Origin of the sequence: Embleya australiensis (assembly GCF_051903075.1) — a bacterium.
Taxonomy (GTDB): Bacteria; Actinomycetota; Actinomycetes; order Streptomycetales; family Streptomycetaceae; genus Embleya.
Genome location: NZ_CP182422.1, coordinates 2580258 through 2605408, shown reverse-complemented (window position 1 = coordinate 2605408; position 25151 = coordinate 2580258). Strand labels below are relative to the sequence as shown.

At 73.1% G+C, this 25151-nt stretch carries 25 protein-coding genes; 12 read left to right on the top strand and 13 right to left on the bottom strand.

The genetic code is table 11. From position 1 onward, the window contains the following. Positions 1 to 185 precede the first annotated feature (185 nt). The 3 genes from ACMXN5_RS10925 to ACMXN5_RS10915 all read left to right on the top strand — a co-directional run bounded on the left by ACMXN5_RS10925 (position 186) and on the right by ACMXN5_RS10915 (position 3770). On the top strand, positions 186 to 1649 hold the full coding sequence (locus tag ACMXN5_RS10925; RefSeq protein WP_439675066.1) for a carboxylesterase/lipase family protein: 1464 nt from the start codon (positions 186 to 188) through the stop codon (positions 1647 to 1649). Then, positions 1631 to 2803, top strand: coding sequence for a type ISP restriction/modification enzyme (locus ACMXN5_RS10920; protein ID WP_439675064.1), 1173 nt, complete (start codon positions 1631 to 1633; stop codon positions 2801 to 2803). The genes ACMXN5_RS10925 and ACMXN5_RS10920 overlap by 19 nt, the downstream gene beginning before the upstream one ends. A gap of 673 nt (positions 2804 to 3476) precedes the next feature. After that, entirely contained in the window at positions 3477 to 3770 is a 294-nt protein-coding gene (locus ACMXN5_RS10915; RefSeq protein WP_439675062.1) for a hypothetical protein, read from the top strand. Positions 3771 to 3783: 13 nt separating this feature from the next. Here ACMXN5_RS10915 and ACMXN5_RS10910 read toward each other — a convergent pair whose 3' ends face one another. Together ACMXN5_RS10910 and ACMXN5_RS10905 are read right to left on the bottom strand one after the other, a co-directional pair. Then, positions 3784 to 4920 carry a serine hydrolase domain-containing protein gene (locus tag ACMXN5_RS10910; protein WP_439675061.1) on the bottom strand — a complete coding sequence of 379 codons (1137 nt, stop codon included), beginning with the start codon at positions 4918 to 4920 and terminating at the stop codon, positions 3784 to 3786. A 70-nt stretch (positions 4921 to 4990) separates the two neighbouring features. Next, positions 4991 to 5593, bottom strand: a complete 603-nt coding sequence (locus ACMXN5_RS10905) for a TetR/AcrR family transcriptional regulator (protein ID WP_380002864.1) — start codon at positions 5591 to 5593, stop codon at positions 4991 to 4993. 958 nt (positions 5594 to 6551) lie between these two features. Between ACMXN5_RS10905 and ACMXN5_RS10900 the strand changes: the two genes are divergently transcribed. After that, positions 6552 to 7532, top strand: a complete 981-nt coding sequence (locus ACMXN5_RS10900) for an ATP-binding cassette domain-containing protein (protein ID WP_439675059.1) — start codon at positions 6552 to 6554, stop codon at positions 7530 to 7532. Positions 7533 to 7744: 212 nt separating this feature from the next. On the opposite strand, the gene ACMXN5_RS10895 is transcribed toward ACMXN5_RS10900, so the two are convergent. Continuing rightward, positions 7745 to 8095: a nucleotide pyrophosphohydrolase gene (locus ACMXN5_RS10895; protein ID WP_395789607.1), complete on the bottom strand. Its 351-nt coding sequence runs from the start codon at positions 8093 to 8095 to the stop codon at positions 7745 to 7747. Positions 8096 to 8228: 133 nt separating this feature from the next. On the opposite strand from ACMXN5_RS10895, the gene ACMXN5_RS10890 reads away from it, so the two are divergent. Next, positions 8229 to 9020 carry an exodeoxyribonuclease III gene (locus tag ACMXN5_RS10890; protein WP_380002867.1) on the top strand — a complete coding sequence of 264 codons (792 nt, stop codon included), beginning with the start codon at positions 8229 to 8231 and terminating at the stop codon, positions 9018 to 9020. A gap of 106 nt (positions 9021 to 9126) precedes the next feature. Here ACMXN5_RS10890 and ACMXN5_RS10885 read toward each other — a convergent pair whose 3' ends face one another. Then, positions 9127 to 10284 (bottom strand): DUF5925 domain-containing protein, encoded by a 1158-nt coding sequence (locus tag ACMXN5_RS10885; RefSeq protein WP_395790000.1) that lies wholly within the window; start codon positions 10282 to 10284, stop codon positions 9127 to 9129. Positions 10285 to 10402: 118 nt separating this feature from the next. Next, positions 10403 to 10771: a GntR family transcriptional regulator gene (locus tag ACMXN5_RS10880; RefSeq protein WP_439675057.1), complete on the bottom strand. Its 369-nt coding sequence runs from the start codon at positions 10769 to 10771 to the stop codon at positions 10403 to 10405. A gap of 244 nt (positions 10772 to 11015) precedes the next feature. Between ACMXN5_RS10880 and ACMXN5_RS10875 the strand changes: the two genes are divergently transcribed. Genes ACMXN5_RS10875 through ACMXN5_RS10865 form a run of 3 tightly spaced genes read left to right on the top strand, consistent with a single transcriptional unit; the run spans position 11016 to position 14285 of the window. Further along, entirely contained in the window at positions 11016 to 11177 is a 162-nt protein-coding gene (locus ACMXN5_RS10875; protein ID WP_439675056.1) for a hypothetical protein, read from the top strand. A 1-nt stretch (position 11178) separates the two neighbouring features. Then, a complete protein-coding gene (locus ACMXN5_RS10870) occupies positions 11179 to 13308 on the top strand; it encodes a hypothetical protein (protein ID WP_439675055.1) in 2130 nt (709 codons plus the stop codon). Then, positions 13305 to 14285, top strand: coding sequence for a hypothetical protein (locus ACMXN5_RS10865; RefSeq protein ID WP_439675054.1), 981 nt, complete (start codon positions 13305 to 13307; stop codon positions 14283 to 14285). The genes ACMXN5_RS10870 and ACMXN5_RS10865 overlap by 4 nt, the downstream gene beginning before the upstream one ends. Before the next feature lie 93 nt (positions 14286 to 14378). Here the strand turns inward: ACMXN5_RS10865 and rpmG are convergent, their stop codons facing one another. Continuing rightward, the gene (rpmG, locus tag ACMXN5_RS10860) at positions 14379 to 14543 is read right to left on the bottom strand and encodes a 50S ribosomal protein L33 (RefSeq protein ID WP_078977190.1); all 165 of its coding nucleotides are present in this window, start codon (positions 14541 to 14543) and stop codon (positions 14379 to 14381) included. 210 nt (positions 14544 to 14753) lie between these two features. On the opposite strand from rpmG, the gene ACMXN5_RS10855 reads away from it, so the two are divergent. After that, on the top strand, positions 14754 to 15491 hold the full coding sequence (locus ACMXN5_RS10855) for a Mut7-C RNAse domain-containing protein (protein ID WP_439675053.1): 738 nt from the start codon (positions 14754 to 14756) through the stop codon (positions 15489 to 15491). Between the two features lie 98 nt (positions 15492 to 15589). Here the strand turns inward: ACMXN5_RS10855 and ACMXN5_RS10850 are convergent, their stop codons facing one another. The 7 genes from ACMXN5_RS10850 to ACMXN5_RS10820 form a co-directional block, all read right to left on the bottom strand. Continuing rightward, entirely contained in the window at positions 15590 to 16555 is a 966-nt protein-coding gene (locus ACMXN5_RS10850; RefSeq protein ID WP_439675052.1) for a pirin family protein, read from the bottom strand. A gap of 337 nt (positions 16556 to 16892) precedes the next feature. Next, entirely contained in the window at positions 16893 to 17147 is a 255-nt protein-coding gene (locus tag ACMXN5_RS10845; RefSeq protein WP_439675051.1) for a hypothetical protein, read from the bottom strand. Positions 17148 to 17208: 61 nt separating this feature from the next. Next, positions 17209 to 17784, bottom strand: coding sequence for a hypothetical protein (locus tag ACMXN5_RS10840; RefSeq protein WP_439675050.1), 576 nt, complete (start codon positions 17782 to 17784; stop codon positions 17209 to 17211). A gap of 195 nt (positions 17785 to 17979) precedes the next feature. Continuing rightward, complete coding sequence (locus ACMXN5_RS10835) at positions 17980 to 18174, bottom strand: hypothetical protein (protein ID WP_439675049.1); 195 nt, start codon at positions 18172 to 18174, stop codon at positions 17980 to 17982. A 117-nt stretch (positions 18175 to 18291) separates the two neighbouring features. After that, positions 18292 to 19494 carry a helix-turn-helix domain-containing protein gene (locus ACMXN5_RS10830; RefSeq protein WP_439675048.1) on the bottom strand — a complete coding sequence of 401 codons (1203 nt, stop codon included), beginning with the start codon at positions 19492 to 19494 and terminating at the stop codon, positions 18292 to 18294. A gap of 276 nt (positions 19495 to 19770) precedes the next feature. Continuing rightward, positions 19771 to 20124: a hypothetical protein gene (locus ACMXN5_RS10825; protein ID WP_439675047.1), complete on the bottom strand. Its 354-nt coding sequence runs from the start codon at positions 20122 to 20124 to the stop codon at positions 19771 to 19773. 301 nt (positions 20125 to 20425) lie between these two features. Further along, positions 20426 to 21229, bottom strand: a complete 804-nt coding sequence (locus tag ACMXN5_RS10820) for a DeoR/GlpR family DNA-binding transcription regulator (protein WP_380002879.1) — start codon at positions 21227 to 21229, stop codon at positions 20426 to 20428. A gap of 135 nt (positions 21230 to 21364) precedes the next feature. Here ACMXN5_RS10820 and galT point away from each other — a divergent pair, with 135 nt between their 5' ends. The 3 genes from galT to galK are packed head-to-tail and all read left to right on the top strand — an operon-like array spanning position 21365 to position 24536. Then, entirely contained in the window at positions 21365 to 22459 is a 1095-nt protein-coding gene (galT, locus tag ACMXN5_RS10815; protein WP_439675046.1) for a galactose-1-phosphate uridylyltransferase, read from the top strand. A 5-nt stretch (positions 22460 to 22464) separates the two neighbouring features. Then, positions 22465 to 23430: a UDP-glucose 4-epimerase GalE gene (galE, locus tag ACMXN5_RS10810; protein WP_439677986.1), complete on the top strand. Its 966-nt coding sequence runs from the start codon at positions 22465 to 22467 to the stop codon at positions 23428 to 23430. Further along, a complete protein-coding gene (gene galK, locus ACMXN5_RS10805; RefSeq protein WP_439675045.1) occupies positions 23427 to 24536 on the top strand; it encodes a galactokinase in 1110 nt (369 codons plus the stop codon). Before galE ends, galK begins: the two co-directional genes overlap by 4 nt. Positions 24537 to 25151 lie beyond the last annotated feature (615 nt).

The following is a 25151-nucleotide window of genomic DNA, read 5'->3' as shown; positions in this document are numbered from 1 at the left end:
CGCCTCGGCCCCGGCATCCGGCACGCGGAGTATCCGAGCCTGCTCCCGGGGGCGATACCGGCCGATCGCCGGCGCATCCCCCGGCAGTACACACCGCGACGGCGCCCCCGCCGGGCCCTGTGCGGTACCTCCCACCGCGACGATGCCCCGGCCGGGCCGCCGACCGGCCCCATATGCTCGATGCCATGGTGCGTGTACGGACGTCGCTGGGTGAGCTGATCGGTGCGGAGTCGGACGGGGTTCGGGTCTTCCGAGGCGTACCCTTCGCCGCGCCGCCCGTGGGCCCCGCGCGGTTCCGCCCGGCCCGCCCCGCGCCCGCCTGGCACGGGGCGCGCGACGCCCGCGAGTTCGCCCGGGCCGCGCCGCAGCCGATCGGGCAGTACGGCGCCGCGCCGGTGCAGATCGACGAGGACTGCCTGTACCTGAACGTCTTCGCCCCCGCCGAGCCCGGCCCGCACCCGGTGCTGGTCTGGGTGCACGGCGGCGGCTACACGAGCGGCGCGTCGTTCGAGGCGGTCTACGACGGCTCCGAACTGGCCCGGCACGGCGTGGTCGTGGTCACCGTCGCCTACCGGCTCGGCGTCCTCGGGCTGCTGCACCTGCGGCACCTGCTCGGCGACTCCTACGCCGACTCCTCGGCCAACTCCCTCCTGGACGTGGTGCGGGCGCTGCACTGGGTGCGCGAGCACATCGCCGTGTTCGACGGCGACCCCGGCCGGGTCACCCTCGGCGGGGTCTCGGCGGGCGGCAAGGTCACCGCGAACCTGCTCGCGCTGCCCGCCGCCCGCGGCCTCTTCCACCGCGCGATCGTGCAGAGCGGCGGGGCGCAGACCGTGCGCACGATGCCCGAGGCCGAAGAGGCGACCGGACACGTGCTGGCCGCGCTCGGTCTGGCACCGGACCGGGCCGCGGAACTGGTCGACGTGCCCGTGCCCGACCTGCTCGCCGCCCAGGCCGAGGCGATCGGCCGCGGTACCGCGAGGTTCGTGTTCCGGCCGGTGGTCGATCCCGACGGGCCGCTGCCGGCGGTGCCGCTGCACACGATTCGGGGCGACGTACCGCTCCTGCTCGGGTCGAATCAGGACGAGGAGGAGATGTTCGTCGTGACCGAGCGGTCGGGCGGGCGCGAACCCGTGGCCGCCGACCTGGCCAACCTGCGCCGACCGGACCGACTGGCCGAGCTGGTGCGCGGATACGCGGAGCTGTACCCCGAACTGAACGGACGCTCGCGGCGGATCCGGCTGCTCACCGCCGAGTCGTACGGGATACCGACGGTGCGGCTCGCCGAGGCGCAGCACGCGGCCGGCGGGCAGGCGTACATGTACCGCTTCCGCTGGGCGCCCAAGGCGCATCCGCAGCGCCTGGGTTCGCCGCACGCGATCGACATCCCGTTCGTGTTCGGCACCCTGGACACCCCGCTCGGCCGCTGGCTGACCGGCGGCGTGCCGGCCGAGGCGCGGGCGTTGTCCGCCCGGATCCGGCAGGCGTGGGCGGCGTTCGTCGCGGGCGGCCCGCCCGTCGCCGACGGGCTGCCCGACTGGCCCTTGTACGACCCGACCGAGCGGCGCACGATGCTGCTCGACGTGCCGGCGACGGTGGTCGGCGACCCGGACCGGGAGGAGCGGCGGGTGTGGGACCACGCGATGTGAGCCGGGGCGGGCCGGTCGCGCTGACCGACCTGATGCCGTGGGGCACGGCCGGGATCGCCACCGGGCGGAGCTGGGTGTACGCACCCGAGCGGGAGACGCTGCGTCGGCGGTGGGCCCGGCTGGCCGCGGCGGAGGATCGCGACGCCCTGCTGCGGCCCTCCCGTTCCCGGACGGCGATGTCGTTTCCCGCGCCGCTGCCCGGATGTGACGCCCCGTCCGGTCCGCTCGCGCGCGAGGTGGGGCCGACGCCCCGGCTGGTGCGGATCGCACGGCACCCGTTCGATCGGCAGTGGCTGCTCGCGGACCACCGGGTGCTGGACGCCGCCCGGCCCGAGTTGTGGCGGGTGCGCGGAGACCGGCAGGTATACCTGTCGATCCGTCAGGCGGGGGATCCCCGGCCCCTGTTGTGCAGCGCGCTGATCCCGGACGGGACGCACCACGGTGGGCGCGGCGGGCGGGTCGCGCCGCTGTACCGGGACCCGGCGGGCCTGGATCCGAACCTGGCGCCCGGCCTGGTCGACCTGCTCGCGGACCGGCTCGGCGTCCCGGTCGACGCGGAGGACCTGTTCGCCTGGATCGTCGCGGTGACGGTGGACCCCGAACGGGTGCCGCTCACCGCCGACCCGGACGTCTGGGCGACGGGCGTCGACCTCGGCCGCCGGCTGGTCGGGCTGCACACGTTCGGCGCGCGGTTCGGCCGCCCCGGCGACGGCAAGCCCCGACTGCCGGGCGGGCGCCGCCCGTTCGTCCGTGAGCCGGTGCCGGCGCGGCCGGCGGACGCGCACTACGACGACGAGTCCCGATCGCTCCTGCTCGGCTCCGGCCGGATCGGTCCGGTGGCGCGCGAGGCGTGGGAGTCGGGCGTCCTCGAACCGTGGATCGCGGCCCGCGTCGAACCCCCGGGCGAGGGCCTGGAACGGATCCGCGAACGCACCTGGTCCACCGACCTGACCAGCGAACTGATCGACCTGCTCCACGTCCTGGGCCTGCTCGCCGATCTGGCCGAACCCCGCGCCAAGCTGCACGCGCGCACCGCCGAGGCCCCCGCACTCGACCCGACGCCGGTCCTGCCCCCGCCCCCGTCCAGTCGCCGCCCGCCGACGGTCCTCGACATCACCGAGGAGGGCCCGGGCGGCCAGGCCGTGCTGCTCTGAGCGCGGGCCGGAAGAAGAGGGACTCGATCGCGGGTGATCGGGCCGGTCGATGACGTTGGGCCGAACGAGCGAATGGTATGCGCGGTGGCGACAGAGTAACCATTCGGTGACTTAGCGTGGCCTGGTGGACAGAGGCGGAAGCGGTCGGGTGAGGCGGGCGGCGGTTGTCGTCGGCGCGGTCGTGCTCGGCTCGGTCGTCGTTCCGAGCGCCGTCGCGACGCCGCGAGTCGGGCCGGGATCCGGGTCCGGCGGCGCTTGGGCCGGGGCCGTACGTCTGCCGCTCGCCGGCGTGCGCCACCCGCTTTCGCCGCTGCCGAGCCCTCCCGGCGGCGCCGCCCCGCGCCCCGGCGTCCGCCCCCCGGACGCCGGGGCGCCCGCCGTGGATCCGTGTGCGAACCAGACGCCGCGAGCGGTCGGCGCCACCACCTCGGATCCGACGCGGGATGCCGCGGTCTGCTGCCGGGATCACCTCCGGGCGCGTGCGCCCGGTGTCGACCCGGCCCGCTTCGACTGCCGGGGGCTCGTCGGCCCGGGCCGGCGGCACGAACCCGCCCCCGGCGCGCGTACCGGATCGGCTGCGGCCCCGTCGGCCCCCGCTCCGGTTTCGGCGGGGCCCGAGGTCGACCCGATCGGCGACCTCCCGCCCGGGCGCCCCGCGTCGCGTCGGGGCGCCGTGCCCCAGGTCGCGCCCCCGCGTCGGGCCAAGACCCCGGGCGCCCGAGACGGTGACGACAAGGACCGCGGCGACGCCGCCAAGCGGGCCGTGCACGACGGCCCGGCCGTACTGGCCCGCCGGGCCATCACCGACCACGTGGCGGGCACCGGATCAGGGGCGGTGCTCCCGCTGGGCCTGGCCGCCGGGGCGCTGCTCCTGGTCGGCGGCGCACTCGTCGCCGGTTCCCGCCGCCGTGGCAACCGTCCGCCCCGCCCGCCCCGTTCGACCGGAGCCCGCCGCCCGGCCGGCTGACCCCCGCCGCGCCCTACCGCCCCAGGCACTCCCGGACCGCCTCGATCAGGCCGTGGGCCCGGACGTCCGTGTTCAGCGGGGACTGACCGTTCGTCACATACGCGAAGGCGAGACCCGTGGCCGGGTCGGCGAAGGCCAGGGGGCCGCCGCTGCCCGGGTGGCCGAACGCGGCGGGGTCGGCGGAGACCCCGAAGAACGTGGTCTCCGGCTTCATGAAGCCGAGGCTGAACGCGGTGTGGTCGCCGAGGATGCGGTCCGGCCCCGCGACCACCGTCGAGGTCACGCCGGCGACCGTTTCGGGGGAGAGCAGGCGCACCCCGTCGAGCTTGCCGCCCGCGCCGAGCATCGCGTACACCCGGGCCAGCGCACGCGCGTTGGTGACGCCCAGGCCCGAGGGCACCTCCCAGGTGAGCACGCTCGGGTCGTGATCCGCGCCGGGCGCGGCCAGTTCGGGCAGCGCCAGCATCGTGCGGCCCAACTCGGAGCCGAGGTCGAGCAGGGCGGGATCGCTCGGGGCGATCGTGGTCAGATGCGCGAGCCGGGGCAACTCCCCGGCGGGCAACCCGATATGCGCGTCCAGGCCCAGCGGCCCGGCCACCTCCTCGGCCAGGAACGCGCCGACCGTGCGCCCGTCCACCCGCCGGATCAGCTCGCTCGCGTAGAAGCCCCAGGTCACCGCGTGATAGCCGTGCGCCGTCCCCGGCTCCCAGACGGGACGCTGTGCGGCGAGCGCGTCGGCCAGCGCGTCGGGCACGGCCACCTGGTCGAGCGTGATCGGCTCGTCGAGGAAGGGCAACCCGGCCTGATGGGACAGCAGTTGGGCCACCGTCACGGTCTGCTTGCCGGCCGCCGCGAACTCGGGCCAGTAGCGACACACCGGCAGCGCGGGGTCGAGCCGGTCCCGGTCGATCAGGATCGCCAGACAGGTCGCGACCAGGCCCTTGGTGACCGACCAGACCACCTGTACGGTGTCGTGCTCCCAGCTTCGGCCCGAGATCGGTTCGGCCAGTCCGCCCCACAGGTCCACCACGGGCGCGCCGCGCAGTCGTACCGCGAGCGCCGCGCCGACCTCGCCGTGAATCGCGAAGTTCTCCTCGAACGCGGCCTGTACGGGCGCGAATCCGGGCGCGATGAAACCGTCGACGTGCATGGTGTGGTCCTTTCGCGAACGCTCGGGACACCTCACCGGCGCCGGCGCGGTCGGTGACCGGGACGCTTCGTCAGTTCCTCGGGGTGACGCCTTCGAGTACCAGCGCCGTGAATTGGGTTTCCAGTTCGGACAGGGTCCGGTCGATCGTCGACTTCCACCCGGCCGTGAGCCACAGCGGGTAGGCGAGGTAGCGGTAGGCCAGCTCCGGGTCCAGATCCGCGCGGAACTCCCCGGAATCGATGCCTTCCTGAAGGGTGTTCAGCCACAGATCGCGAACCCGCATGCCGTCCGCCGCCAGGTGCGCGAAGCGCGGCAGCGTGGCCAGGTAGGCGTAGTCGCGGACGTACATCACGGCCGCGTCGGGGTGGTGCTCGATGGTCCGGAACGCGGCGTGCACGAGTCCGCGCAGCCGGTCGGACGAGGTGCGCGCGTCGGCGAACGCCTCGTCGTACCACGTCGCGAGGTCGCGCATCGCGGCGGTGAGGATCTCGTCGATCAAGTCCTCTTTCGAACCGAACCAGTGGTAGATGCTGCCCGCGAGAATGCCCGACGCGTCGGCTATCTCACGAACCGTTGACGCGACGACGCCCTTGCGGGCGAACAGTGCGGCGGCCTCGGACAGGATCACCTCCCGGCGCGGAAGTGCTTCGGGTTCCGTCTTCCTGCGTGCCATGAGCGCCCGTTCTCGGTCCGGCGGGTTGACTGCTGCCGCGTACTGCCAGGTGCCGTGCAGCCTAACCGCAGGTGGAGCGGTTGCCGTTGATTCAGTGGGGGATGCCTTCAGGGAGATCCGAACTACCTATCTAACATTTGTTAGATTGTGCTGAACCTTCTACGCCAGATCCCGATTCCCTGTCAAGGGCCTTGCGGGGCACGGGGGTTGCGGTCTAGCTTGTGCCGCATCCGGGAGTCCGTGGGGGATGGCCGGGCGGGGAGACGACGCGAAAGGCGTTGGCTCCCATGGCTCGTACGACGGCACCGCACAGAGCACACATCGCAACCCATGCCGCACCACCGGCCCGCGTCACAGACTCGACGCGAGCGGTGGCACCACGTCCGGGTCCGGCCGGGGGATCGTCCTCGGCGGACGGCGGCGTACCCGCGCACACCGAGCTGGTGGCCACCGGGTGGGCCGGTTGGATCGGCGACTCCCGTCCCGTTCGCGCACCCCGCACGGGTGCGTCCTGACCATGGGCACCTCAGTCGCGCCGTCCCGCGCCGGCGAGTCCGGTCGAACGGCCGTGTCCGTCGCCGAGTTCGGCGATTCCGCGGGTGCGGCACCCGGCCGCGTCGCCGCGTGGGTGAATCGACTCCCGTTCGATGAGCACCGGTTACCGAGGCAAGTGGGCGTGATCCCTTACCCCACACGGCTGTCGGCGATCGTGCCGCGCCCGGGCGGGGTGCAGAGAGCCGGTAGGTATGAAACCGGCACCGAATACGTGTCGTGGCCGGGAGGTGACGCCGGGTCAGGAGGGGAGTCGGCGTCCCCCGGCCGGGGCGCGGGAGTCGTCCCGGGCGTCCCCGGGTCGGGGCCGGACGGGGCGGGGGAGCCCTGTTCGACCGTCGACCCGAGCCCGGGTGCGGCTCCCGATACGGGTGGCGCGCGGGTGGGGGGTGACGCCGTGTCAGGTATGGCGTTCGATCCCGCGCGCCGCCCGTGGCGAGGGTCCGATGCCGAGGCGCGTAGACCGACGCGCCTCGGCTCGGACCCGGGATGTGCTCGGCGGGCGCGTTCGGCCCGGGGCCGGGTCCGGGCACTGCGCTCGCCGGCCGACGGCGAGATCCCGGATCCCGTACCGCTGTTCGCCTCGGGACCGGAACCGATTCCGGCGATCGGCATCGACCCGGTCCGGCGGCCCGTGTTGCGGGCCCGGGACCTGCGGGTGGAGTTCGCCGGGGTGCCCGCCGTGGACGGGGTGTCCATGTGGGTCGAGCGCGGCGAGGTGGTCGGCGTGGTCGGCCCCGCGGGCAGCGGCAAGACCACGCTGCTGAACGCGCTCACCGGGGTGGTGCCGGCCACCGGCGCGCTGTTCGTGGAGGGCCTGCCGGTACGGCTGGGCAGCCCCGAACGCTCGCGCCGCGCCGGTCTGGTCCGGATGTTCCAGACCCCCCAACCGGTGCGCGCGCTGTCCGGCGCGGACAACTTCGTGCTCACCCGCTCCGACACCCGACACCGGGGTCTGCTCGCCGCGTGGTTGCTGCACCCGCTGCTGGCGCGGGTGGACCTGGAACGGGGCATCGGGACGGACCGGGCCGGGCCGGGGGGACGGCCGCACCGGGGCGCGGACGTGCTGACGTACGGGGAACGCCGGCTGCTCGACATCGCCCGGGGCATCGCGGCGGTGCCCCGGGTGCTGATGCTGGACGAGCCGAGCGCGGGGCTGAACGCCCGCGAGACGGACGCGCTGCTGGTACTGCTGCGTGGGGTCGCGGCGGACGGCGTGGGCCTGATCGTGGTGGATCGAAGGATCGACTTCGTCGAGGCGCTGTGCGATCGCGTCACCGTCATGGACACCGGCCGCGTGGTTGCGGAGGGCACGCCGGCCGAGATCCGACGCAATCGTCGCGCGATGGACGCCTGCCTGGGGGCGGGGGCCGGGTACGACGCCTGAGCCTCGGCGTCGACGGTCCACCGGTCCCGGGGCGGGGTCGGCGGGCGCGTTCGGGGGCGCCCGACCCGGGGTCACCGGCCCGTCCGGCGACCCCGGTGACCCGCCCACCACAATCCCCCGCCGGCCCGAAACGCTCCCCGGGCCGGCGGTTTCACCGCCTCGCGCGCGCAGGTCGCCCGGGGCTCGATCCACCCGGACCCGCCCGGCGGGTACTAAAGGCCCGGCGCGCCCGGCGGGTACTTGATCGCGTTCTTCACCATCTTGTCGCGCAGGGCCTGGGCCGGGTCGATGCCGAGTCGGTGCGCCAGGCTCAGCAGATAGGACAGGACGTCGGCGATCTCCTCGCGGACGTGTTCGCCCCGGTCCGGATCCGACATCACGTCGTCGGCCTGTTCGGGGGTCAGCCACTGGAAGATCTCCACCAGCTCCGAGGCCTCCACGCTGAGCGCCATCACCAGGTTCTTCGGGGTGTGGAAGGGCTGCCAGTGCCGCTCGGCGGAGAACGCGGCGATCGCGGCGGTCAGTTCGGCGATGTCGGAGCCGGCCGGGGGAGTGGTGTCCATACCCCCATGCCTACCGCACCCGCCGCGCCGTGAGCCGCCGGGCCCTGTCACCCCGGCGAGGGACAATGACGGAGGGCAGGCCCGGACTCGTCCGGGCGGCCCCGGTCGCCGTCGTCCGCCCTGGAAGGTTCACATGAGGGTCGCCACCTGGAACATCAACTCGATCGGGGCCCGGCTGCCCAAGCTGCTCGAGTGGCTGGAGCGGGCCGCACCCGACGCGGTGTGCCTGCAGGAGCTGAAGTCCACGCCCGAGGCGTATCCGCTGAAGGAGCTGGAGGAGGCCGGCTACACCTCGGCCGTCAACGCGGGCGGGCGCTGGAACGGCGTCGCGATCCTGTCCAAGGTCGGCCTCGACGACGTCACCGTCGGCCTGACGCCCGGCCCCGGTTTCCCCGAGGTCGACGGCCCGCACGAGGCTCGGGCGATCTCCGCGACGTGCGGCGGCGTGCGGCTCTGGTCGGTGTACGTACCCAACGGCCGCGAGGTGGACAACCCGCACTACGCCTACAAGCTGGAATGGCTGGGCGCGCTGCGTGCGGCGGTCGCCGCCGACGCGGCCGGCCCGCTGCCGTTCGCCGTGCTCGGCGACTTCAACGTCGCGCCCACGGACAAGGACGTCTGGGACATCTCGCTGTTCGGTGAGAACTCGACGCACGTCACGCAGGCCGAGCGGGACGCGGTCACCGCGCTGGAGGGTGTGGGGCTGCGCGAGGTGATGCCCCGGGCGCTCAAGTACGACGTCCCGTTCACCTACTGGGACTACCGCGAACTGGGCTTCCCGAAGAACAAGGGCATGCGGATCGACCTCGTCTACGGCAACGCGCCGTTCGCCGCCGCGGTCACCGACTCCTACGTCGACCGCGAGGCCCGCAAGGGCAAGGGCACCAGCGACCACGCACCGGTCGTGGTGGACCTCGACGTGTAGCCGGTCGCTACCGCGCGGGCCTGCGAGTCGGCGCTCGCATACGGATCCCCCGCACGGATCCCCGAGCCGACCTATCGGTTCGGGGACCGTGTGCGGCGCAGGCGCGCTACAGATACAACCCTTCGCCCCCGTGTCGGGGCCGTTCGATCTCCACCGGCGCCGCCCCGTTGCGCAGCGCGTACAACTCGGCGAGCGTCGCGTGTGTACCGATGCCGTCGGCGGTGCCCAGCCACTCGCGCGCCTCGGCGAACTCCAGCGGGCCGACGTCGATCTGGGCCAGACAACGACCGGGGCGCACCACCGCCGGGTGCAGCCGGCCCAGGCTCTCGTTGGTGGTGATCGCGACCATCACGTTGCGCCCCTGGCCGAGCAGGCCGTCGGTGAGGTTGAGCAGCCGGGACAGCGCCTGCCCCGCCGAGCGTTTGGCCTCGCCGCGGATCAACTCGTCGCAGTCCTCCAGGACCAGCAGCCGCCACTTCTGCTTCTTCGACTTGTCGTGCGACTCCTCGTCCTCGTCGCCGCGCCCGATCGCGACGTCCATCAGGTAGCCGGTGTCGCCGAACAGCGCCTCGGGGTCCAGGACGCAGTCCATCCGACACCAGTCCTGCCACGCGCGGGCCAGCGCGCGCAGCGCCGTGGTCTTGCCGGTGCCGGGCGGTCCGTGCAGCAGGATCAACCGGCCCGACACGTCGTCGGGGGTGACCTTCATCAGCCGGTCGAACGCGCCGGCGGTCGGCCCGGTGTAATTGCGGCGGATGTCCTCCCAGGGCGCGGCGGTGATCGCCCGGGTGGTGCGGTACGGGCCGCGCCGGGCGGAGAAGTACCAAAAGCCCATCGCCACGGCCTCGTCCTTGGGCGGCGGGTCGGCCGCCGCGCCCTTGACCGCCTTCTTCAACACCGCGCGGCCGACCTTCTCGTCGACGGCGGTCACGGTCACCTCGCCGCCGCCGCTGCGCCAGCGCACCGACCGCAGGGTCCAGCCGTCACCGACGGCGAGTTGGGAGGAACGGTCGTCCTCCTCCACGGCGCGGACCACTCTGGCGCCGCGCGGGACGAGTCGGGCGCCGGGCTTGACCCGGTCCAGTCGGGTGGTCCTGGCCCACGGCTGGGCGCCGGTCAGGAAGGCGGCGAGGGCGAGTCCGTCCACGGCGTCGTACGGGGTGTCCGCGTCGTCGAGTCCGAACACGAAGGGCAACAGCGTTGATGGGTCGTCACCGGCTGAATTCGGCGCCCCATCCGATGGGCGGGGCGTCTGGCGAGGCATCGACATGATTTCGATGATCCGGTGCCCCGGGCCGTCCGTACAGGGGTTTACCCATAGCGGTGCGGTTTCCGGGCCGGACGAGGGCTCGGGGAGCCTCGGCGGGGGAGCGAGGACATGCCTAGCTTGGATAGGCCGCCTCGACCGCGGCCAGTGCGGTGCGGATCGCCTCGTCGCGGGTCAGGCCGAGTCGGTGTGCGCGGTGGGCGTATTCGAGCGCGGCCTCGCTCGCCGCCCGGTGTGCGCTGTCCCCGACCGCGGCGACGAAGCTGCCCGAGCGGCCCCGGGTCTCGATCACGCCGTCCGCCTCCAGCTCGCGGTAGGCGCGCGCGACCGTGTTGGGCGCCAGGCCGAGATCGCCGGCCAAGCCGCGTACGGTCGGCAGTCTGGTGCCGGCGGGCAGCGTGCCGGCCCGGGCCTGATCGGCGAGTTGCCCCCGAATCTGCTCGAACGGTGCGACGGACGAGGCCGGATCGATGGTGATCACCATACGAGCGAGCCTAGACCCGCCCGGGTCGCGGGCTCGGCAACCGGGTGCGATTCGGCGGTGGCCGGCGGTGACGGGCGACGCTTCCGCGCCGGTGGCGATTCGTCAGCGAAGATGGCGAATTGCTCAGTCGTGATGTCACGAACCGTCGTCCCGAATTCGAACGGAGCCCGCAAGAACGCCACGGCTGCGGCACGGTGGACCCGACGAACCCAGCGTGGTCACACACTCACCGAAGGGGGAATCCGTGTCCGACCTCCCGCCGATCCGGTCGTCGTCCGCCGTGGACGCCGAGCCGCTCGACCACCACCGGCGCGCGCCCGCGCCCGTAGAGGCCCCGCGTTCGGCCCGCGACGACCGGGACCCGGACGACGATCCGCACGTCGCCGCCCCGGGCCGGGGTGTCTGAGATGACCCACCGCGAGGAGCGACCGCTCGACCCGGTCGACTCGCTCGATCCGTTCGACGCGCGCGATCCGGTCGACTCGCCTGGTCCGTTCGCCCCCGAGGGCGTCGACGCACCGGGCGGACCCGGCGGCGGGGCCCGCAGGCCGGCGTCGGCGGCCGACCCCGGGGCGGTCGGCGGGGCGTGGTCCGACGAGGCTTGGCCCGACGAGGAGTTCGGTCCTGCCGAGTCGGCCGCGACGGTGATCGTCACCCTCGACGGGACCGGCCGGCACCACTTCGGCGCGGGCTCGCCCCCCGCCGCGCCGCACCGGCCGCGCCAGGCCCGCGAGGGACCGATCTGGGCGGAGGAGAGCGACCTGGTCCGGCGTACGTTCGTGCCGCCCAAGGGCTATCTGCGCGCCCAGGGCATGATGTCCCGGCAGCTGATCCTGCTCACCGGCGAGGCCCGGTCCGGAAAACGCACGCTGGCCCTGCACCTGATGCAGGATCAGCACGTGGAGAGCGTGATCGCGCTCGACCCCGAGGAAGACCTGACCACCCGTCGGATCCAGCGCGGCCGGGGCTATGTGGTCGACTCCATCGGCGCCGACGCGCTCGCCGGCTACACCCGCGACGACCTGGAACTGCTGCGCCGCCGCCTGGTCGAACGCGGCAGCGTCCTGGTCGCCACGGCGGTCGTCGGCGCACCGATGCTCGGCGTCTGGGCGCCCTGGCACGTACCGTGTGCCCGACCCGATCCGGTCCAGGTGCTGCACAGCCACCTCACCGACCGCCTGGGGCCGGGCTGGGAGCGCCGGCATCTGGACCTGGTGGACGAGGACATCGCCGAACTGGTGCGCGCCGACGGCGGCCGGCCCGCCCGGGCCGCGAGGATCGCCGCCGAACTGGCCGGTTTCGCCGACGGCAGGTTCACCAGGACCCAGGTGCTGAACGCGCTGCGCGATCGTGAGCACGTGGCGGTGGCCGCCTGGTTGCGGGCCCATCCGGCCTGTGCCGACTGGGCGTTGATGATCGCCGCCGCGGTGTTCGAGGGGCACGACTACGGCATCGTCGCCGAGCGGGCCGCGGCGCTGCGCGCGATGCTGGCCGAGCATCTGCCGACCTCGGCCGCCGCGTCGGCCGACGGGTGGCCGCCGCAGGCCCGGTCCGCGCGCCTGGACCTGATCGACGCGACCGCGGTCGCCGCCGACGCCACCCGGGACGGGGCCCGCTACCGGCTGGACGTGGTGCGCTTCAACCGGCCGCGCTGGGCGGTGTCGGTCCGCGAGCACGTCTGGGACGCCTACCCCGACCTGCGCGACCCGCTGGTCGAGTGGTTGGCCGCCACCCCCCGGCAGCCGGCCGACGTCCACCGGGTCGCGGCCCGGGCCGCGGGCGCTTTCATGGCCGGGGGTCGGGGGCATCGGCCGCTGGCTCCGATCCACCGCTGGGCCCGAATCGGCGCCCGGCGCACGATGGCGGTGTCGGCCCTGAAGGCGGCGGCCCAGGACGCGGTGGTGGCGACCCAGGTACGGCACCTGGTGGAGACGTGGAGCCGGGACACCACCCACCCGGGGCTGCGCCTGATGGCCGCCCGCGCCTACCCCGGCCTCGCCTCGGTCTATCCCGGCCCGACCCTGACCGGTCTGCTGCGCCTGGCCCGAACCGGGGACCGTGCGGTGGCCGAGGCGGCCCGGGACGGCATCGCGGCGCTGTGTCGGGAGGGCATCCGCGCCGAATCGGTCCTGGAGCGGGTGGAGGACTGGGAAGAGGCCGCCGCCGCGGCCGAGTTGGCCGCGCACCTCGTGCTCGACGAGGGGGCGGGCGGGTCGCCGGCCGACGACCGGTTCCTGGCGGTGGTCCGGAACGCGGTCACGGATCGGGACGGATATGCCGTTGTGGCCCGGTTGTTCACCCGACTGCTCGGGGCCGGTGCGGGTGATCCGACCCGCGCCTCGGCGCTGCGGGAGGGCCTGACGCGGCTGTTCGGTCCGGGGCGCGACCACGGGCTGGAACGACTCGCCTTCGATTTGACCCGGCTCGCCTACGAGGGGTTGCCGAACGGCGAGGTGATCGACATCGGGGTGCTCGAACCGGCGATCCGGGCGTTCGAGGAGCCGATCCTCGGGCCGAACGGGGGTACCGGCGCATGATCGACGAACCGGTGTCCCTGGTCTGCCCCGTCGGCGGATCGCGCTTGGGTGCCTACCTCCGGTATCGCCTGGGCCGGCGTGGGCGGCGGGTGCGCCGGGTGCTTGCGATGCCGACGAGCGCGGGGGCGGCGCCGACCTTCGCGGAGATACCCGGGGCGGCGGAGCTGTGGTGGGTCACCGTCCGCGAGTTCGCCGAGGTGCGTACGTTCGAGGTGCGGGTCGGCGCGGCGGGGGAACGGGCCGGCCGGGTCGAGGTACAGCTGCGTTGGTGGGTGCACGATCCGAGGGCGGTCGCCCGGCATCGGGCGGTGGATGCCGGGGCGTTCGTGTATCGCGATGTGGAGAAGCGGATTCGCGGGGCGCTGGCGGGTGGGGGCGGTGCGGATGGTGCGGCCGATGTGGATGAGGCGCGATTGCAGGACGCGGTCGATGTCGCGTTGTCGGACACGATCGTGCTCGCGGAATACGGGCTCGGCTATCGATCGGTGGGGGCGTTCCTGCGGGTGGAGCCGATATCGGCCGATGTTCGCGAAGAGTTGGACCGGGCGCGGGCGGCGATTTCGCTGGAAAAGGAGCGGCAGCGGCTGACCCTGATGCGGATGGAGTTTCACCGGGGGCTGATTCGGGAGGGGCCGGAGGCGTTGATCGCCTACTGGTTGACTCGATTTCCCGACCAGATCAAGGCCGTGGTGGACCACCTGGACGATCGGGGAATGGTGTGGGGCGTCGATGGTACGCCTGGTGTGTGCGATACATCTGGTGCGCCTGGTGCGTCTGCCGGTTCGACCGCGCCCCGCACGCCGGCCAGCGAACTGCTCGCGCTGCTGGGGGACGCCGACGATTTCGAGCGGAATCAGCTGCGCAAGGCGCTCGTGTCCGGCCTCGCCGCGTCCGGGCCGCGTGGGATGGCGGTGCTGCGCGAGCTCGGCTGGTGGCACGACCTGGTGGGGGACGACGCGGACGAGTTGCCTGCGTAGGGGCGGTCGAATGGGGCGATCGAAGGGCCACCTGCTCGATACGAGCAGGTGGCCCTTTCGATTTCGGCCCGAAATCCGGGCGCTTCCGGCTGCTTATCGCTCTTCGCGGAACAGCACGTGCTTTCCGGCGGCCGGGTCGTACTTGCGCAGCGTCATCCGGTCCGGATCGTTGCGCCGGTTCTTTCGGGTCACGTAGGTGAATCCGGTCCCGGCTGTGGACCGAAGCTTCACGATCGGACGAAGCTCACTGCGAGCCATGGACGCCTCCCGGAGTTTTCGAAGTCTGTCCCGACGGGTGCTTCAATGCGGATGGGCACCCGGTTATTCCACGACCCGATGCCCGCTCGGCCCAATGCGGGTGACCTCGGTATTCCCCGGCGCTCGTCGGAGGTGGTGGGGGTGGTGGAGGTCGCGGGGGTGCTCGGAAACCACGGGCGCGGTGGGTGTCGGCGGTGCGATGCTTGGCCGGTGAACCGATCGGACGTGCTGCTTCAGATCCCCGCCGAGTTGCAACAGTTCCTGCCGCCGCGCCTGCGCGGACTGCCGGTGACCGCCCCCGCCGACGGGGATTCGACGCTCGGACACCTGGTCGAATCGGTCGGCCCGCCGCTGCCCGAGGTGGGCGGACTGCTCGTGGACGGCCGTGAGGTGGCGTGGGGATATCGACCGGTGGGCGGTGAGGTGGTCGACGTGCTGCCGATCCGGCGCCCGCAGGCGATTCCGGAATTCGCCGACGAGGCACTGCGCTTCCTGCTCGACGTGCACCTGGGCGCGCTGGCCCGCCGGATGCGGCTGGTCGGGATCGACACCGCGTACCACAACGACTGCGACGACCCGACCCTGGTGATCCAGGCCAACGCCGAACGCCGGGTGCTGCTCACCCAGGACCGCGGGCTGCTGCGGCGCAAGAACCTGTGGTTCGGGGCGTACGTGTACGGGATCCGCGCCGACGCCCAACTCGACGACCTGCTCCGCCGGTTCGCGCTGCCGCTCGCGCCCTGGACCCGCTGTACGGCGTGCAACGGCGAGCTGCGTGCGGCCACCCGCGAGGAGGTCGAGTCCGAGGTCGAGGCGGGCACGCTGGACAAGGTGGACGCGTTCGCCCGGTGCCGGGCCTGCGACCGGGTGTACTGGCACGGGGCGCACGGCGGCCACCTGGACGAGATCGTGGAGGCGGCGCGGCGGACAGCGGCGGGTATTCGCTGAGTGGCGCCGTTGCCGACCGGGCCGAGAGCCGGCCCGGTCGGCGTACGGCCGGCCCTCGGTGCGGTGCACCGTGGGCGGGCCGGTCGTGATCGATACCGCTAGCGCACGCGTCCCCGGGCCCGCAGCGGTACGGACGGCAGCTCCGGTGCGTGCATCCGGGGCGCCGCGTAGCCGGTGACGGTGCCGAAGTCCGAGCCGTTCTCCCAGGCGGTGCGCGCCGTCGCGATCTCCTCACTGGTGCGCGCCACGAAGTTCCACCACATCACGATCTCCTCGGCGAACGGCTCGCCGCCGAGCAGCATCAGGTCCGCGCCGTTCGTGGAGCGGATGGCCAACGAGCTGCGCCCGCAGCCGAGGTACAGCAGCCCGCCGGGCGTCAGCGGTACGCCGTCCACCTCGGCCTCGCCCGACATCGACATCACCGCGTACTCGAAGTCCGGCTCCAGCGGCGGCCGTACGTCCGTGCCCGGCGCCAGCGTCAGATCCGCGCCGACCAGCGGGGTGTAGGCGGTGCCCGGCGAGGTCGCGCCGTCCAGCGTGCCCATGATCACCGTGGCGGTCAGGCCGCCGCCGGTGGCCTGCGGGAGTTCGGTGTGGTGCTCGAAGCTCGGGTCCACGTGGCGGTGCGCGTCCGGCAGCGCGACCCACAGCTGTGCCCCGTGCAGCAGCCGGGCGTGCTCCCTCGGCGACTCCTCGGAGTGCGAGATGGCCCGCCCGGACGTCATCAGCCCCAATTCGCCGGGCCGTACGGTGGCCAGACTGCCCAGGCTGTCCCGGTGCAGCACGGTGCCCTCGCGCAGCCAGCTCACCGTCTGCAGGCCCAGGTGCGGGTGCGGCGGCACCTGCATGCCGGGCTGGTCGGCGATGTCGTCGGGCCCGTAGTGGTCCACGAAGCACCAGGCGCCGATCATCCGCCGACCCAGGCTCGGCAGCAGGCGACGGACCATGTGGCTCTCGCCCAGCAGTACATCGCGCGACTTCAACAGCTCGCGCACGGGTTCACCCGACACGTCGGCCCGGCCACCGCACGTGGTCAGAGTCGGTCGGGTATCGAGGTTGCTCATGCCGTCACGGTACGCGGCGGGGGAAGGGGGCGGGCCGCGCGGGCAACCGTTCGGTCCAGACCCGGCGGAAAACGGATGATCCGGCGCCGCCAACGCGCCGGCGGCCCTGCCGGTCCGGGGCCGGGAGACCGTGAGGCGACGGCACCCCCGGCCCGCCACGCCCTGTCCGGGGTCGCCCTGCCCGCCCGATCCACCCGGGCGCCCCACTTGGTTCGCAGGCCCGCGCGTGAGACCGCTTCCCGCCGATTTCACGCCGGCCGACTACCTGGCAATCGGCAACGTGGACACCGGTACCTCGCACTTCGTGGCCGAAGCCCTCCAGGCCGCCGATGTGTCGTCACCGGCCGGCGTCCGGGCGGCCCGTTGCCTGATAGGCCCTGAGCAGTCGGCGCACGCTGCGCGTCGGCACGCCGAGGAGGTGGGCGAGTTCGATGTCGGTGATGCCGGCCTGCCATGCCGTGTGGAGGGCGTGGGATACGCGGGTGTCGGCTTCCTCGTATAGCTCCCGGGCGAGACCGTGTGCGTCGGTGCGGGGTTCGAGGCGGTCCTGAACACCGCGATGGGCGGCGCGGATGCGGAGTGCCCGGGTCAAGCGGTCGCGGGCCTCGCCCACATCGACTTCGGCAGCCGGACGCCCACACGGTTCGGGGCCGTCACCCATGGGGCCGGCCGCCGGCCGTGAGGGCGAAGACGCGTCGGCGGAGGAGGCGGTCGGCGAAGGCCGCGCGGATTCCCTCGCTGTCGAGCCATCGGCCGATGCGTTCGTGCAGTTGGGTGGCTTGGTCGAGGGTGAGCCCGGTGTCCGGGAGGGTGTCGAGGCACAGTCGCGGCTCGGGCGGTGTCGCGGTCGGGATCAGATCGGGCCGCACCCGCCCGATGTCCTCCAGCAGCCCGGCACGGTGATGCTCCTGAACATGTACGACCAGCCCGGCCTCGCCCTCGACCGGCGCGACCAACAACCGCAGCAACAAGCCGAACCCGTCCCGCACCAGCCGAGCCCGCCCCCAAGCCGGCTCCTCCGCGCGCGGCGGGTGCAGCACAGTCGCGGCAAGAGCGGACACGTCGGCATCGGCGAGGTGACAGGCGGCCCGGTCGGGCTGCCCGTCGCAGGCGTGGTTGTCGGAGGAGAACACATCGAACCGCCAGGGCCTGGGCCCCCCGACACGTTCGAGGGTGACCGACCAGGCGGGAAGAGTGACGACCGCAGCGGCCGACTCGGCTTCGGACACAAGAGGCTCCGTGAGATAGGTGGACAGAGGTGGCCGGTGCGGAACGAGAACGACGCCGCCGTCGGGACGGCTCGGGGGAGACCTCCTCGAACCCCGGACGTCCTCGTCCCGCCCGACCCCGGACCGGCAACGGGTGGCTGCGGGACCGGTGATGCGGCTCGGCGCGGACATCACGTCGAGCCGCAGAGGGGACGATCAGCCGCTGTCCGGCCTGATCGGGCTTCGGCCGCGTCGGATCAGGTGGGCGCCGAGTTGGCGGTACAGCGCGGCTGCTTCGGCATCGGTGATGTCGGGCAGACGGCGCCCGGGGACGTGTATCCGCACCGGCACCCGCTCGTCACCGCTGGGTCCGACGCGCACGATGTCGTCCAGGGTCGTTTCCTCGCTCATGCGGCTCACCTGCCTCTTCGGCCTCCGAGTGGTGGTCTCACCAGGATGTCGCGGGCATGCCGACGGGCCGGGTACGTGACGTACCGGGCCCGTCAATCCTGGGCAAATCCCGCTCGGTCAGAGGCCGATGCGGCGGCTCATGCGGTGGAGGGGTTCGCGGGAGGTGAGGTAGTTGCGGCGGTGGGCCGTGGTGACCATGTCGCGGACCAGGGGGTGGGCGTGTACGTATTCCGGGGCGATGCGGTCGGCTTCCAGGAGGGCGCGCATGCTCGACTCGTCGTCGGCGTCCTGGGCGTGGGCGCGGGCGATGTCGATCTGCCGACGGGCGCGTCGTTCCTTGGGTAGGCGGGACGTGTCCACGCCGCGCGTCTCGGCCAACGCCGCTCGTCCGTCGCCGAGCTCGAGGCGAGCCGAGACGGCCAGGATGGCGGTGTTGGCCGGGCCGAAGGCGGTTTGGTAGTCGTCGCGCTCGCCGGTGCGGGCGGCGGCGCGGCGGGCCTCGGACAGGTGGGCCTCGGCATCGCGGCGCCGGCACCACTGCGCCGCGCCGACCGCCGCGACCAGGTGCATCGTGCCCCACAGGGACCACGCGGCCATGTCGTCGTCGCCGAGCATGCCGTCGAGGCGATCGAGGGCGGAGTCGACGATGCCGTTCGCCTCGGTCGTGGCACCCGCCGACATGCACACCTCGGCCTGCGTCCACGCGGCGGCGAGCGACAGCAGCGGGTTGTCGGCATCGGCCGCGGCGTCGGCGGCCTGTCGCGCGCAGACGGTGGCGAGGTCGATGTGGCCGAGTTTCTTCGTCATCATCGCCGCGTCGGTCAGGGCGCCCGACAGGAGTTCGTGTGCCTGCCGTCGGTCGTCGCCGTCGAGCCCGCATGCGGCCCTGGACGCGTCGTCGACGAGCCCCGGCAGCAGCAGCCCCAACTCGCCGAACCGGGCGCTCGCCCGGTATCGATGCGCGGTGAGCGTGTCCATGTGGATGTCCGCGAGCGCGCGCGGCGTGCCGGTCACCTGGCCGAGCTGGTGGCGGAGCAGGGCCCGACGCAGGTTCGGCACGGCATCGAGACCGCGCGGGCGCTCGTCGGCGAGCGTGGGTCGAGCCGGAGCGCCCACCAGGTCGAGCAGCGAAACACCGAGCAGGTCGGCGATGGTCAGGATCGTGCTGAACCGGTCGAGCTGTCGTCGCCCGTCCTCCACGCTGCGCATCCACTCGGGCGAGCGGTCGAGTGCGGCGGCCATCTCGCGACGGTCGATGCCACGCTCCTTGCGCAGCGCCTTCACGCGTTGCCCAATGCTGAGTTCGTGATCGTCGGACACGGCGTCACCCACCTGGCTGTCGGGCAGGCCCCCGGCAGCGGTGTGTCGTGCGGCGGAGGATGGCCTGCCAGTGCTGTCGATCCGCCGCCAGGCTACGCCGGACGAACCGCCGACCGCCCCCCACAAAGCCCGCGAACCCCCGCCTCACGCGCAGCTTTTGCCCGCCCATGCCCGATCGGGTACACCCCGTACCAAGAGCCACGACCGCAGCCTTGCCGCACGTCTCGCCCTGATCCCGTCGAGGCCGGCGGGTGGGCCGGGTCGGTCTGGGGATCGTCAGGCGGCCGGGCCGTTTTGGCATAGGAGGAAGCCGGTGGCCTGGAGGGTGATGGCCAGCAGGGCCACCGGGATTCCCACCGCGTAGCGGCGGCGGGGGTGGGGTGGGAGGACCAGGGCGAGGAAGGCGACGATGAAGGACAGTACGAACATGCCGAAGACCCAGGGCAGCCTGGTGTCGTACCAGTCGCGGCAGGCCTGGTCGCCGCAGGATTCGGTGCCGCCGCCCAGTCCGAGCAGCACGAACAGGTCGGTCATCGCGACCACGACGAATACGAACAGGCCGCCGACGAACGTGATCGCGCGAGCGAATCCGTGCTCGCCACCGTCGGGGGTGGGAGGCATGTAGGTCATGCGGCTCACGCTAGGTGGCGGGGTCGGGCCGAACATCCGTACAGATACTCACTTCGGCGACGGCCGCACGGACGACACATCGGCCGCGCGGGCGAGGGCGGAGCGTCCGTTCGCGGCCCCAGCGTCGTGCGGGCGAGGGCCGACCAGCCCGGCACCGAGGGTGCCTTGCCGCTCGCGGCCCCGGCGCCGTGTGGGCGACGACCGACCGTGCCGCTCACGGTCTCGCCGCCGCGCGGGCGACGACCAAGCGCGAAGTCGGGCGTGGCCAGGCGGAGTTCCTCGGCGACGGCTGCACCGCCCCCTACTCCGCCACCAAGATCTCCAGCCCCGCATCCCGCAACGCGTCGAGCGCGTCCGGGTCCGCCGGCCCGCTCGTGATCAGCAGGTCGATGTCCGCCAGCGGGCACACCTCGGCGAGTTCGGTCCGGCCCAGCTTCGAGCCGTCGGCGACCACGACCCGGCGCCCCGCCGCCCGCAACATCGCACGTTTCGCCTCGGCCTCGGGCAGGTTCACATTGGTGATGCCGCCCGTCGGGTGCACGCCGTTGCAGCCGAGGAAGACCGTGTCGGCGTGGATCCGCTCCAGGATGTGGTCGCCGAGCGGGTTGATCAGCGAGTGCTGGAGCGGTCGCAGCGTGCCGCCGGTGACCACGACGGAGAATCGCGGGATCGCCCGCTCCAACTCCAGCGCGATGGTCAGCCCGTTGGTGAAGACGACTAGGTCGCGCAGGTCCTCGCGGTCCACCAGGGCGCGCGCCACGAAGGTGGTGGTGGTGCCCACGTCCAGGACCACGCTCTCCGACGGCGACACCAGCGCCGCCGCCGCCCGTCCGATCAGCGTCTTCGCGGGCGAGGCCGAGGTCAGCGCCTCCTCGAAGGACGGCTCGACGCGCGGATCGCGCCCGGTGAACATCGCCCCGCCGCGCACCCGGCGTACCCGACCCTGGCGCTCCAGTACCTCCAGATCGGCCCGGACCGTGACGCGCGAGATGCCGAACGCCTCGGCCAGGTCGGTGACCTTGGCGAAGCCGCGATCCGCGATCGTGGCGGCCATCCGGGCGCGGCGGCCTTCGGCGGGCAGACCGTCGGTGTCGTCGTCAGGCATGGGCAGCATCTTGCGGACACCTTCCGAAACTTGTCAAACCGCAGGTGAGGGCGGGTTCGACCGGCTATCGGCAAGCATCAAGCCTGCCAAAGCTTTCTAATTGACAAGATTTGGAAAGCTTCGCAAAATGAAGACATGAAGAAGACGCAGGCCGTCCTGGCCGACGGTCGCGAGATCGTCTACTACGACACGCGGGACGAGGGAGTGCGCGCCGCCGTCGATACGCGCGACCTCGCCCCCGTGGTCAGCGGCTCCGAGATGCGCTACGACCGACTCCTCGACGAGTGGGTCGTGGTCGCCTCGCACCGGCAGACCCGGACCCACCTGCCCGCCGCCGACGCGTGCCCGCTGTGTCCGTCCACGCCCGAGCGGGCCACCGAGGTGCCCGAGGCCGACTACGAGGTCGTGGTCTTCGAGAACCGCTTCCCGTCGATGTCCGGCGGCGGCGCCGAGCGCGAACCGCTCGCGCCGGGGTGGGCCGACGGCCCGTTCCCGCGCCGGCCGTCGGGCGGGCGCTGCGAGGTGATGTGCTTCACCCCCGAGCACGACGCCTCGTTCAAGGACCTCACCCCCGAGCGGGCCCGCCTGGTGCTCGACGCGTGGACCGACCGCACCGCCGAGTTGTCCGCGCTGCCCGGCGTGGAGCAGGTGTACTGCTTCGAGAACCGGGGCCGGGAGATCGGCGTCACGCTGCCGCACTCGCACGGACAGATCTACGCCTACCCGTTCGTCACCCCTCGTACGGCCGCCATGATCGCCTCCACCGCCGCGCACCGGCACCGCACCGGCCGCAACCTGTTCGAGGACGTGGTCGCCGCCGAGCGCGCCGACGGGGCCCGGATCGTCGCGGAGAACGCGCACTGGACGGCGTTCGTCCCGGCCGCCGCGCGCTGGCCGTACGAGGTGCACCTGTACCCGAACCGGCGCGTGCCCGACCTGCTCGCCCTGGACGAGGACGCGCGCGCCGCGTTCGGCGGGATGTACCTGGACCTGCTGCGCCGCTTCGACCGCCTCTTCGACGGCGAGCCCGCGCCGTACATCGCCGCGTGGCAGCAGGCGCCGGTGCGCTCCGGGCGGGTCGACTTCGCGCTGCACCTGGAGCTTTTCTCGATCCGCCGGGCGCCGGGCAAGCTGAAGTACCTTGCCGGAAGCGAATCGGGGATGGGCGTGTTCATCAGCGACGTACCGCCGGAGACGGCGGCGGCACGACTGCGGGAGGTCGGCGAATGAGGCTCATGGTCACCGGTGGCGCGGGCTACGTGGGCAGTGTGGTCGCCGCCCACCTGGTCGAGGCCGGGCACGACGTGGTGGTGCTCGACGACCTGTCCACGGGGCATCGCGACGCGGTGCCGGAGAAGGCGGAGTTCGTCCGGGGCCGGGTCCAGGACGCCGCCGGGCACCTCGACGCCTCCTTCGACGCGGTGCTGCACTTCGCCGCCTCGTCCCTGGTCGGCGAGTCGGTCACGCACCCGGGGAAGTACTGGCACAACAACGTCGGCGGCTCGCTCGCGCTGCTCGACGCGCTGCGCACGCACGGGGTCGACCGCTTCGTGTTCTCCTCCACCGCGGCGGTCTACGGCGCCCCGGAGGTGTCGCCGATCCCCGAGGACGCGCCGAGTGCGCCGACGAACCCCTACGGCGCCTCGAAGGCGGCGGTGGATCAGCTGATCGCGTCGTATTGCGCCGCCTACGGCCTGCGCGCGGTGAGCCTGCGCTACTTCAACGTGGCGGGCGCGTACGGGCGTTACGGGGAGCGGCACACGACCGAGACCCACCTGATCCCGCTGGCGCTCCAGGTACCGCACGGCACCCGCGGCTCGGTCGCGCTGTTCGGCACCGACTACCCGACGCCCGACGGGACTTGCGTACGCGACTACATCCACGTCGCCGACCTGGCCGACGCGCACCTGCTCGCGCTGGACGCCACCGCCGAGGGCGGCGCGGCGAGCGGGCACCTGGTGTGCAACCTCGGGAACGGGACCGGCTTCTCGGTCCGCGACGTGGTGGACGCGGTACGGGTGGTCACCGGCTGCGCGGTGCCCACGCACGAGGCGCCGCGCCGGGCGGGCGATCCGCCGGTACTGGTCGCCTCCGCCGACCGGGCGCGCGAACTGCTCGGCTGGCGGCCCACGCGCACCTCCCTGGAGGACATCGTGGCGGACGCGTGGTCCTTCCTGCGCGAGGGTGGGGCCGGTCGGTGAGCGAGTTCGTCGCCGAGGGGGTCTGGGCGGCCCCGGGCCGGGTCAATGTGATCGGCGAACACACCGACTACAACAACGGGTTCGTGCTGCCGATCGCGATCCCGCACACCGCGCGCGCGTTCGTCGGCCGGCGTGCCGACGGCCGGCTGCGGCTCGCGTCCACGCACGCCGGGAGCGAATCGGTCGACCTCGCGGTCGCCGACCTGGCGCCCGGCGCGCTGTCCGGGTGGACGGCGTATCCGGCGGGCGTGGTGTGGGCGATGCGGGCGGCCGGGTACGACATCGGCGGCGCGGACATCCGGATCGACAGCGACGTGCCGGTGGGCGCGGGCCTGTCCTCGTCGGCGGCGCTGTCCTGCGCGGTCGCGCTCGCCTTCGACGACCTGTACGAACTCGGCCTGGACCGGGTCGAGTTGGCCCGGATCGCGCAGCGCGTGGAGACCGACTTCGTCGGCGTACCGGTGGGCATGCTGGACCAGATGGCCTCGCTCGGCTGCGTCGAGGGCCACGCGTACTTCCTGGACTGCCGCGACCTGACGGGCACTCATGTCCCGTTCGACTGCGCGGGCGCGGGTCTGCGCCTGCTCGTCGTCGATACCCGGGCCCGGCACGCGCTGGTGGACGGCGGGTACGCGGAGCGCCGCGCCTCGTGCGAGGAGGCGGCTGCGCTGCTCGGCGTGCCGTCGCTGCGCGAGGTGACCGACCCGGACGCGGCCCTCGCCGCACTGCCCGACGGCCCGCTGCGCCGCCGGGTACGCCACGTACTCACCGAGAACGAGCGCGTGCTGCGCGTGGTCGAGGCCCTGCGCAACGGCGATGTCCGGGCGATCGGCCCCGAGTTGACCGCGTCGCACGCGTCGATGCGCGACGACTACACGATCTCGTGCCCCGAACTGGACACGGCGGTCGACACCGCGCTCGCCGAAGGCGCCCTCGGCGCCAGGCTGGTCGGCGGCGGCTTCGGCGGCTCGGCGATCGCCCTGGTCGACGAGACCCGCTGCGCCGAGGTGACAACGGCCATCGAGAAGGCCTTCGCGGCCCGCTCCTTCACGCCCCCACGCTTCTTCCAGGCAGTCCCCTCGGCGGGGGCCCGCCGAGAACGCTGAGCAACGGCCACACGGCGCGGGCGGCCACCCGACTTCGATCGGGTAGCCGCCGGCCGCTCGTCGCGCGGGCGATCATGGGCTGGGCCACTCCCCCGGAGGACCGGGACGAGCCGGGTTGGTCGCGCATGTCCGGGAGCTTCACCGTGCCGGGCTGCCGGACGACATCGCGCGGACGCGCCCTGATCTGATCCCGACCACGACACCGCCGGAACCACGGCTGCGCCTCGACCCCGTCCCGGACACCGGACTCGCCCCGGATCAGGCCGGCCGACTGCACGAACGCATCGGCCGATGGCTCGACAGCGAAGGAATCCGCGCGGCCTTCGCCGACGCGTCTCCGCCCTCCTCGGCGTGCCGACGCGGAGTGTGCGCCGCCTGCTCAGGACCTACCCGGCGCCAGGCCGCCCGTAGGCCGGGCGGTGACGGCCGCTCGACGGTGTGGGAGAACCTGGGTGAGGCCGCGAATACTTTCGGCTATCGGACCGCGTTCATCGGCCGCTCGATTCCGGCATGCCTCGGTGCGGATTGTTTCGGCCACCCGAGGGCGTGTTCCGAAGATGCGAAGTGGCTCCTCGGCTGCCCCGCGAAACGCTGTCGTCCAGTCGGCGGCTGCCG

Bases quoted from the DNA above. Each gene is read 5' to 3' on its own strand.
- ACMXN5_RS10925 (WP_439675066.1), top strand. From the start codon at position 186: ATGGTGCGTGTACGGACGTCGCTGGGTGAGCTGATCGGTGCGGAGTCG.
- ACMXN5_RS10910 (WP_439675061.1), bottom strand. From the start codon at position 4,920: ATGCACGTCGACGGTTTCATCGCGCCCGGATTCGCGCCCGTACAGGCC.
- ACMXN5_RS10905 (WP_380002864.1), bottom strand. From the start codon at position 5,593: ATGGCACGCAGGAAGACGGAACCCGAAGCACTTCCGCGCCGGGAGGTG.
- ACMXN5_RS10900 (WP_439675059.1), top strand. From the start codon at position 6,552: ATGGCGTTCGATCCCGCGCGCCGCCCGTGGCGAGGGTCCGATGCCGAG.
- ACMXN5_RS10895 (WP_395789607.1), bottom strand. From the start codon at position 8,095: ATGGACACCACTCCCCCGGCCGGCTCCGACATCGCCGAACTGACCGCC.
- ACMXN5_RS10890 (WP_380002867.1), top strand. From the start codon at position 8,229: ATGAGGGTCGCCACCTGGAACATCAACTCGATCGGGGCCCGGCTGCCC.
- ACMXN5_RS10885 (WP_395790000.1), bottom strand. From the start codon at position 10,284: ATGCCTCGCCAGACGCCCCGCCCATCGGATGGGGCGCCGAATTCAGCC.
- ACMXN5_RS10880 (WP_439675057.1), bottom strand. From the start codon at position 10,771: ATGGTGATCACCATCGATCCGGCCTCGTCCGTCGCACCGTTCGAGCAG.
- ACMXN5_RS10870 (WP_439675055.1), top strand. From the start codon at position 11,179: ATGACCCACCGCGAGGAGCGACCGCTCGACCCGGTCGACTCGCTCGAT.
- ACMXN5_RS10865 (WP_439675054.1), top strand. From the start codon at position 13,305: ATGATCGACGAACCGGTGTCCCTGGTCTGCCCCGTCGGCGGATCGCGC.
- rpmG (WP_078977190.1), bottom strand. From the start codon at position 14,543: ATGGCTCGCAGTGAGCTTCGTCCGATCGTGAAGCTTCGGTCCACAGCC.
- ACMXN5_RS10850 (WP_439675052.1), bottom strand. From the start codon at position 16,555: ATGAGCAACCTCGATACCCGACCGACTCTGACCACGTGCGGTGGCCGG.
- ACMXN5_RS10835 (WP_439675049.1), bottom strand. From the start codon at position 18,174: ATGAGCGAGGAAACGACCCTGGACGACATCGTGCGCGTCGGACCCAGC.
- ACMXN5_RS10825 (WP_439675047.1), bottom strand. From the start codon at position 20,124: ATGACCTACATGCCTCCCACCCCCGACGGTGGCGAGCACGGATTCGCT.
- ACMXN5_RS10820 (WP_380002879.1), bottom strand. From the start codon at position 21,229: ATGCCTGACGACGACACCGACGGTCTGCCCGCCGAAGGCCGCCGCGCC.
- galT (WP_439675046.1), top strand. From the start codon at position 21,365: ATGAAGAAGACGCAGGCCGTCCTGGCCGACGGTCGCGAGATCGTCTAC.
- galE (WP_439677986.1), top strand. From the start codon at position 22,465: ATGGTCACCGGTGGCGCGGGCTACGTGGGCAGTGTGGTCGCCGCCCAC.